Origin of the sequence: Pseudomonas sp. C6002, assembly GCF_013385805.1 — a bacterium.
Classification (GTDB): Bacteria; Pseudomonadota; Gammaproteobacteria; order Pseudomonadales; family Pseudomonadaceae; genus Aquipseudomonas.
In genome coordinates, this window is record NZ_JACAPH010000035.1 from 20,816 (window position 1) to 27,780 (window position 6,965).

Genomic DNA, 6,965 nt, shown 5'->3' on the forward strand with positions numbered 1-6,965 from the left:
ATGGAATGGTTAGCGGATCCAACGGCCTGGCTCGGCCTGTTGACTTTGATTGTGCTGGAGCTGGTGCTGGGCATCGACAACCTGGTGTTTATCGCGATCCTGGCGGACAAGCTGCCGCCGGAGCAGCGTGACCGTGCGCGTCTGATCGGTTTGTCCCTGGCGTTGCTGATGCGTCTGGGCCTGTTGGCAAGTATTTCCTGGTTGGTGACCCTGACCCAACCGCTGTTCGAGGTGTTCGACAAGAGTTTCTCGGGCCGTGACTTGATCATGCTGTTTGGTGGTGTGTTCCTGTTGTTCAAGGCCACCATGGAATTGCATGAGCGCCTTGAGGGGCATGTGGCTCAGCGCACTGGCAACGTGGCCTATGCGATGTTCTGGCCGATCGTTGCGCAGATTGTGGTGCTGGATGCGGTGTTCTCCCTCGATGCGGTGATTACCGCCGTGGGCATGGTGGATGAGCTGGCGGTGATGATGATCGCGGTGATCATTTCCATCGGCCTGATGATCGTTGCCAGCAAGCCGCTGACCCGTTTCGTCAACGCCCACCCGACGGTGATCATGCTGTGCCTGGGCTTCCTGATGATGATCGGTTTTGCCCTGACGGCCGAAGGCCTGGGCTTCCACATTCCCAAAGGCTATCTGTACGCGGCCATCGGCTTCTCGATCCTGATCGAGCTGTTCAACCAGATCGCCCGGTCGCGCCGCAAGAAGTCGGCCCAGGGCACGCTGCCGAGGCGTGAGCGTACGGCCCACGCGGTGATGCGTTTGCTCGGCGGGCGTAATCTGGCAGTGGAGGAGGTGGGTGAAGAGGTCGCCGACCTGCTGGACAACCCCGATGCCAACGGCGGGCCGCTGTTCGACCGGCGCGAGCGGGTGATGATCAGTGGCGTGCTGCAACTGGCTGAACGCCCGATCCGTACGCTGATGACGCCTCGGGCGAAGGTGGACTCTATAGATCTGTCGGACGATCCCGACACTATCCGCCTGAAACTGATGCATTCGTCTTACTCGCGCCTGCCCTTGATCCGCAACGGTAATGTCGACGAGCCATTGGGCTTTGTGCACAAGAAGGAGTTGCTCAAGGAATACCTGGCCGGTAACGAGCCGAACCTGGAGCACCTGGCGCGCCGGGCGGTCAACTTGCTGGAGAGTTTTTCGATTCTCAATGCCCTGGAGCAGATGCGTCAGGAGTCGACTCACATTGCCTTCGTGATCAACGAATTCGGCGACTTTATCGGGGTGTTGAGCATGACCGACATCCTCGAGTCCATCGCCGGTGAGTTGCCGGATGCGAGTGAGGTCGAAGGCCCGGATATCGTCGAGGAGGAGGGTGGTTTTCGCGTCAATGGCGCCTTGAACCTCAACCTGATCCGCCAGCGCACCGGCTTCAAGGCTGTGGCGACGGAGGATTACCAGACCCTGGCCGGGCTGGTGATGAGCCTGCTGGATCGACTGCCGGTGGTCGGTGACAGCCTGGAACATGAAGGCTGGCGCCTGACCGTGGCGGCGGTGGAGGAGCGGCGGGTCACGCAGGTGTTGCTGGCCCCTCTTTAACGGGTGAATTTCATTCGACGCTGGGCTGGCCTTTGGATAGCATCGCCGCTCACTGAACCGTTAAGGAAGGGTTACCCGAATGACTTTGGACGTGCTTAAGATTTCTGCATTCTGTGACGGCAACCAGGGCGGTAACCCTGCAGGTGTTTGGATCGGTGACAGCCTGCCGGAAGCTGTAGAAATGCAGCGTATCGCCCACGAAGTCGGGTTTTCGGAAACCGTATTCGCCTGCCCGCAGGATGACGGCTGGCGCGTGCGGTACTTCGCGCCGGAGTCCGAAGTTGCGTTTTGCGGGCATGCCACCATCGCCCTCGGTGCGGCCTTGAGCCTGGCGCTGGGCGATGGCGAATTCCACCTGACGTTGAACAATGGCGATATCTCGGTCAGCGGTCGCAGCGAAGGCGACCTGATCGAGGCCGCGCTGCAATCCCCGCCAACCCGCAGCGCACCGGCCAACGATGCCCTGGTGGACGCGGGCCTGACCCTGTTCGGTTACACCCGCAATGACCTGGACCCAAGCATTCCGCCAGCGATCATCCATGCCGGCATCTCCCACCTGGTGCTGGCGCTCGCCAGCCGCGCCAAACTCAGCCAGATGCACTATGAACTGGAAGCCGGTCGCCGCTACATGACCGACGCCGGGCTGGGTACCGTGGTGCTGGTGTTTGCCGAAAGCCCGACACTGTTCCACACCCGCAACCCGTTTGCGGTGGGCGGCGTGTACGAAGACCCGGCCACGGGTGCCGCGACCGCTGCCTTTGCCGGCTACCTGCGGGACCTGGGCTGGCCGCACAACGGGCGCATCGACATCATTCAAGGCGAGGACATGGGCAGCCGTTCGCGCTTGCAGGCGCAGATCACCGATGAAAAGGGTGCCTCGATTCGGGTTTCGGGTACGGCGCGGTTGATGTTGGAGGACTGATTCTGGTCCTGGCGAACGTCTCCCTCAGCGTTTTTTCGTCGAACCCCTCCAGCTTATTGATCATCTTGCCATTCTGGAAAACCAGCAGGGTAGGCGTGCCGTTAACCTCGGGATGCCTAGGGGTTCGGGCAGTGTCGAGCACCAGGCTCTTCACGGAGCTGGCGTATTTCCCGGCAATCCGTTCAAACAGTGGCCCGGCTTCCCCGCAGGCCGGGCAGTGCTGCGAAACAAACAGCATGAACACCGTTCTATGCGTCTTGAGCAACTGCTGATACTGCTCGGCATCGGCAATCACCGCCGTTGCAATTCCCATGATGATCTCCTTGAGCGAAAGGCCTGGCCCACGCTAATCCCGGCGATCAAAACCGTCTACTGTCAAAACTAACAGGTACCCACCTCCAAGTAGCCCATTGTGGCGAGGGAGCTTGCTCCCGCTGGGCTGCGCAGCAGCCCCAAAGCCTTCAGCGCTCCGCCCGCTCCCGAGCCTTCTTCGCCAACCCCACGCACTGCTTATAGTCACCCTGATCCTTGGCATCCTTGGCCCGACGATACCCATGATGATTCTGCGTGGTGTAGTTCGTACTGAACGCCGCCTTCAGCCTGACCAGCTCGGCCTTGCATTCGCGCCGGTCATCCTTGGCGAACACCTGGGTGGCAAATGCCAGCGACAACAACATAAGGACAAGACTGATCTTCATCTGAACGCGTTCCTTGGGAGGCTCGATCATCTGCCAAGACTAGCCCAGCCACGGAATTCTTCCATCCGGCCACTGCACCGCTTTCGTGCACGGTAACGACCCGCCCCCGCACCCAAATGTGGCCTGTCACCCCGGTGTGTAGCCAACGGTAGCAATCTGATTGCAGCGGCTGGCCCAGTGCCTTATCGCTGATAAAAATCTATCCCGTTGATTTAAAAAGAAATTAATCCCGCAATATTTTTCTGTTACTGCGTGTGGCACACTTTCTGCTGTCTATTCCGTTGTTACATACTAAGTTCCGGTATAGCGGAATACACAACTCCTGGAGTGCTTGTCATGCATCACCGACCTTCCGTGTTCAAAGCGTGTGTTTTTCTCTTCGCCGCATCGGCTTCCCTCGCCAGCGTAGTGCAGGCGGCGGACAGCAAGCTCGATACAGTGCTCAAGCGTGGGCACCTGATCGTGGGTACAGGCAGTACCAATGCGCCGTGGCACTTCCAGGGAGCGGATGGCAAGTTGCAGGGTTTTGACATCGACATCGGCCACATCGTGGCCAAGGGTCTGTTCAATGACCCGAGCAAAGTCGAATACGTGGTGCAGTCTTCCGATGCCCGCATTCCCAACCTGTTGACCGACAAGGTCGACATGAGCTGCCAGTTCATCACCGTTACCGCCAGCCGCGCGCAGCAGGTGGCCTTCACCCTGCCGTACTACCGCGAAGGCGTGGGCCTGCTGCTGCCGGCCAACAGCAAATACAAAGAGATCGAAGACCTGCAAGCCGCTGGCGACAGCGTCACCGTGGCCGTGCTGCAAAACGTCTACGCCGAAGAACTGGTGCACCAGGCATTGCCCAAAGCCAAGGTCGACCAGTACGACAGCGTCGACCTGATGTACCAGGCCGTGAACTCCGGGCGTGCCGACACCGCCGCCACCGACCAGTCCTCGGTCAAGTACCTCATGGTGCAAAACCCGGGCCGCTACCGCAGCCCGAGCTACGCCTGGAGCCCGCAAACCTATGCGTGCGCCGTCAAGCGTGGCGACCAGGACTGGCTGAACTTCGTCAACACCGCGCTGCACGAAGCCATGACCGGCGTGGAGTTCCCGATGTACAAGGCCTCGTTCAAGCAATGGTTCGGTGTGGATCTGCCAGAGCCTGCGATCGGTTTCCCGGTTGAGTTCAAGTAATTCGTAAACCCTGGGGCGTCGCTGACGGCGCCCCAATCAGGTACTGCCGACCATGAACTATCAGTTGAACTTTGCCGCTGTGTGGCGCGATTTCCCCAGCTTGCTGGCGGGGCTCGGCCTCGGCCTTGAACTGGCACTGCTGTCCATCGCCATCGGTTGCGTGATCGGCCTGTTGATGGCGTTTGCGATGCTGTCCAAACACCGTGCGCTGCGCATCGTGGCCTCGGTGTATGTGACGGTGATCCGCAACACCCCGATCCTGGTGCTGATCCTGTTGATCTACTTCGCCTTGCCCAGCCTGGGTATCCGGCTGGACAAGATCCCTTCGTTCATCATCACCCTGTCGTTGTACGCCGGTGCCTACCTCACCGAAGTCTTCCGCGCAGGCCTGCTGAACATTCCCAAGGGGTTGCGTGAAGCGGGCCTGGCCATTGGCCTGGGCGAATGGCGTATCCGCGCGTACATCACCGTGCCGGTGATGCTGCGCAACGTGCTGCCGGCGCTGTCGAACAACTTTATCTCGCTGTTCAAGGACACCTCCCTCGCGGCCGCCATCGCGGTGCCGGAGCTGACCTATTACGCCCGCAAGATCAACGTCGAAAGCTACCGGGTGATTGAAACCTGGATGGTCACGACCGCGCTCTACGTGGCTGCCTGTTACCTCATTGCCATGCTGCTCCGTTACCTGGAACAGCGTTTGGCAATTCGCCGCTAAGGAGCGCCCATGTACGAATCCCCCAGCTGGCTGCATGAGTTGTGGATCGCCCGGGAAACCCTCTGGGCGGGGTTCCAGACCAGCGTCTACTGCTCGGCCCTGGCCATTATCTTCGGCACCCTGATCGGCATCGTCGCCGGCTTGGTACTGACCTACGGCAAATTCTGGATGCGCGCACCGTTTCGCCTGTACGTCGACCTGATCCGCGGTACGCCGGTATTTGTGCTGGTATTGGCGTGCTTCTACATGCTGCCGGCGCTTGGCTGGCAGATCACTGCGTTCCAGGCCGGTGCCGTGGGCCTGACGCTGTTCTGCGGCTCTCACGTTTCGGAAATCGTGCGCGGTGCATTGCAGGCCATTCCCAAGGGGCAACTGGAAGCGGGCAAGGCCATCGGCCTGACCTTCTATCAATCCCTGGGCTACGTGCTGTTACCCCAGGCGCTGCGGCAGATCCTGCCGACCTGGGTCAACTCGTCCACCGAAATCGTCAAGGCTTCCACCTTGCTGTCGGTGATCGGCGTGGCCGAGCTGCTCCTCAGCACCCAACAGGTCATCGCCCGGACGTTCATGACCCTGGAGTTCTACCTGTTTGCAGGCTTTATGTTTTTTGTCATCAACTACGCCATCGAATTGTTGGGGCGTTACATTGAAAAGCGGGTGGCGTTGCCATGAACCAACTCTCAAAAGAAAGCCAGCCACTGCTGAACATTCGCGGCCTGCGTAAACAGTACGGCCCGGTGGAAGTGCTCAAGGGCGTCGACCTGAGCATGCAGCGCGGCAACGTCGTGACGTTGATCGGCTCCAGCGGCTCGGGCAAGACCACGCTGCTGCGTTGCGTCAACCTGCTGGAAGAATTCCAGGGCGGCCAGATCACCCTCGACGGTGAATCCATCGGCTACAGCGAGGTCGGCGGCAAGCGCGTGCGCCACCCGGAGCGGGTGATCTCCCAGCACCGCGCAATGACCGGCATGGCCTTCCAGCAGTTCAACCTGTTCCCGCACCTGACCGCCTTGCAGAACGTCACTCTGGGCCTGCTCAAGGTCAAGAAGATGGGCAAGGACGAGGCGGTTGCACTGGCGGAAAAATGGTTGGATCGTGTCGGCCTGCTGGAGCGCCGCAATCATTTCCCGGGCCAATTGTCGGGCGGCCAGCAACAGCGCGTGGCGATTGCCCGGGCGATTGCGATGAACCCGAGCCTGATGCTGTTCGACGAAGTCACCTCGGCCCTGGACCCGGAACTGGTGGGCGAAGTGCTCAGCGTAATCAAGGGTTTGGCGGAAGAGGGCATGACCATGTTGCTGGTCACCCACGAAATGCGCTTTGCCTATGAAGTCTCGGACAAGATCGTCTTCATGAACCAGGGCCGCATTGAAGAACAAGGGCCGCCGAAAGACATTTTCGAACGCCCGCAATCGCCGCGACTCGCGGAATTTCTCAAGAACATTCGTTTTTAAATCATCACTTCAGGAGATCCATTATGAGCATTACTCGTTACGGCACCGGCGCCACTGCAGGCGGCGGCCAGCCTCGTCCTTTCGCCCGCGCGGTGGAAGCGGATGGCTGGTTGTACGTGTCGGGCCAGGTGCCGGCGGTGGACGGTGAAATCATCACGGGCGGGATCGTCGAGCAGACCCACCAGACCATGCGCAACGTGGTGGCGATTCTCGAAGAAGCCGGCTACGCCCTGGAAGACGTGGTGCGCGTCGGTGTATGGCTGGAAGACCCACGGGACTTCTGGAGCTTCAACAAAGTCTTCGGCGAATACTTCAACCCGGAACATGCTCCGGCGCGGGCGTGTGTGCAGGCGAACATGATGGTCGATTGCAAGGTTGAGATCGATTGCGTGGCCTACAAGAAAAAAGGCTAAATGCCCGTCTCTTGAGACCACAGG

9 protein-coding genes are annotated in these 6,965 nt (G+C 60.0%); 7 read left to right on the forward strand and 2 right to left on the reverse strand.

The annotated features are described in order from the left end of the window. Together HX817_RS25890 and HX817_RS25895 are read left to right on the forward strand one after the other, a co-directional pair. Positions 1-1,554, forward strand: coding sequence for a TerC family protein (locus HX817_RS25890; protein ID WP_177008264.1), 1,554 nt, complete (start codon positions 1-3; stop codon positions 1,552-1,554). A 79-nt stretch (positions 1,555-1,633) separates the two neighbouring features. Next, entirely contained in the window at positions 1,634-2,476 is an 843-nt protein-coding gene (locus HX817_RS25895) for a PhzF family phenazine biosynthesis protein (protein ID WP_177041612.1), read from the forward strand. Here HX817_RS25895 and HX817_RS25900 read toward each other — a convergent pair. Together HX817_RS25900 and HX817_RS25905 are read right to left on the reverse strand one after the other, a co-directional pair. Continuing rightward, positions 2,412-2,789 carry a co-chaperone YbbN gene (locus tag HX817_RS25900; RefSeq protein WP_177041614.1) on the reverse strand — a complete coding sequence of 126 codons (378 nt, stop codon included), beginning with the start codon at positions 2,787-2,789 and terminating at the stop codon, positions 2,412-2,414. The genes HX817_RS25895 and HX817_RS25900 overlap by 65 nt on opposite strands. 148 nt (positions 2,790-2,937) lie before the next feature. Further along, entirely contained in the window at positions 2,938-3,174 is a 237-nt protein-coding gene (locus HX817_RS25905) for a hypothetical protein (protein WP_003207990.1), read from the reverse strand. A gap of 336 nt (positions 3,175-3,510) precedes the next feature. Here HX817_RS25905 and HX817_RS25910 point away from each other — a divergent pair, with 336 nt between their 5' ends. Genes HX817_RS25910 through HX817_RS25930 form a run of 5 tightly spaced genes read left to right on the forward strand, consistent with a single transcriptional unit; the run spans position 3,511 to position 6,941 of the window. Next, positions 3,511-4,359 carry a transporter substrate-binding domain-containing protein gene (locus HX817_RS25910; protein ID WP_003207992.1) on the forward strand — a complete coding sequence of 283 codons (849 nt, stop codon included), beginning with the start codon at positions 3,511-3,513 and terminating at the stop codon, positions 4,357-4,359. Positions 4,360-4,411: 52 nt separating this feature from the next. Then, positions 4,412-5,074, forward strand: coding sequence for an amino acid ABC transporter permease (locus HX817_RS25915; protein ID WP_003207993.1), 663 nt, complete (start codon positions 4,412-4,414; stop codon positions 5,072-5,074). 9 nt (positions 5,075-5,083) lie between these two features. Further along, positions 5,084-5,746: an amino acid ABC transporter permease gene (locus HX817_RS25920; RefSeq protein WP_003207996.1), complete on the forward strand. Its 663-nt coding sequence runs from the start codon at positions 5,084-5,086 to the stop codon at positions 5,744-5,746. Then, positions 5,743-6,528 carry an amino acid ABC transporter ATP-binding protein gene (locus HX817_RS25925; RefSeq protein WP_003207998.1) on the forward strand — a complete coding sequence of 262 codons (786 nt, stop codon included), beginning with the start codon at positions 5,743-5,745 and terminating at the stop codon, positions 6,526-6,528. Before HX817_RS25920 ends, HX817_RS25925 begins: the two co-directional genes overlap by 4 nt. A gap of 23 nt (positions 6,529-6,551) precedes the next feature. Beyond that, on the forward strand, positions 6,552-6,941 hold the full coding sequence (locus HX817_RS25930) for a RidA family protein (protein WP_003208000.1): 390 nt from the start codon (positions 6,552-6,554) through the stop codon (positions 6,939-6,941). Positions 6,942-6,965: the final 24 nt, after the last annotated feature.

Bases quoted from the DNA above. Each gene is read 5' to 3' on its own strand.
- HX817_RS25925 (WP_003207998.1), top strand. From the start codon at position 5,743: ATGAACCAACTCTCAAAAGAAAGCCAGCCACTGCTGAACATTCGCGGC.
- HX817_RS25915 (WP_003207993.1), top strand. From the start codon at position 4,412: ATGAACTATCAGTTGAACTTTGCCGCTGTGTGGCGCGATTTCCCCAGC.
- HX817_RS25900 (WP_177041614.1), bottom strand. From the start codon at position 2,789: ATGGGAATTGCAACGGCGGTGATTGCCGATGCCGAGCAGTATCAGCAG.
- HX817_RS25930 (WP_003208000.1), top strand. From the start codon at position 6,552: ATGAGCATTACTCGTTACGGCACCGGCGCCACTGCAGGCGGCGGCCAG.
- HX817_RS25905 (WP_003207990.1), bottom strand. From the start codon at position 3,174: ATGAAGATCAGTCTTGTCCTTATGTTGTTGTCGCTGGCATTTGCCACC.
- HX817_RS25910 (WP_003207992.1), top strand. From the start codon at position 3,511: ATGCATCACCGACCTTCCGTGTTCAAAGCGTGTGTTTTTCTCTTCGCC.
- HX817_RS25895 (WP_177041612.1), top strand. From the start codon at position 1,634: ATGACTTTGGACGTGCTTAAGATTTCTGCATTCTGTGACGGCAACCAG.
- HX817_RS25890 (WP_177008264.1), top strand. From the start codon at position 1: ATGGAATGGTTAGCGGATCCAACGGCCTGGCTCGGCCTGTTGACTTTG.
- HX817_RS25920 (WP_003207996.1), top strand. From the start codon at position 5,084: ATGTACGAATCCCCCAGCTGGCTGCATGAGTTGTGGATCGCCCGGGAA.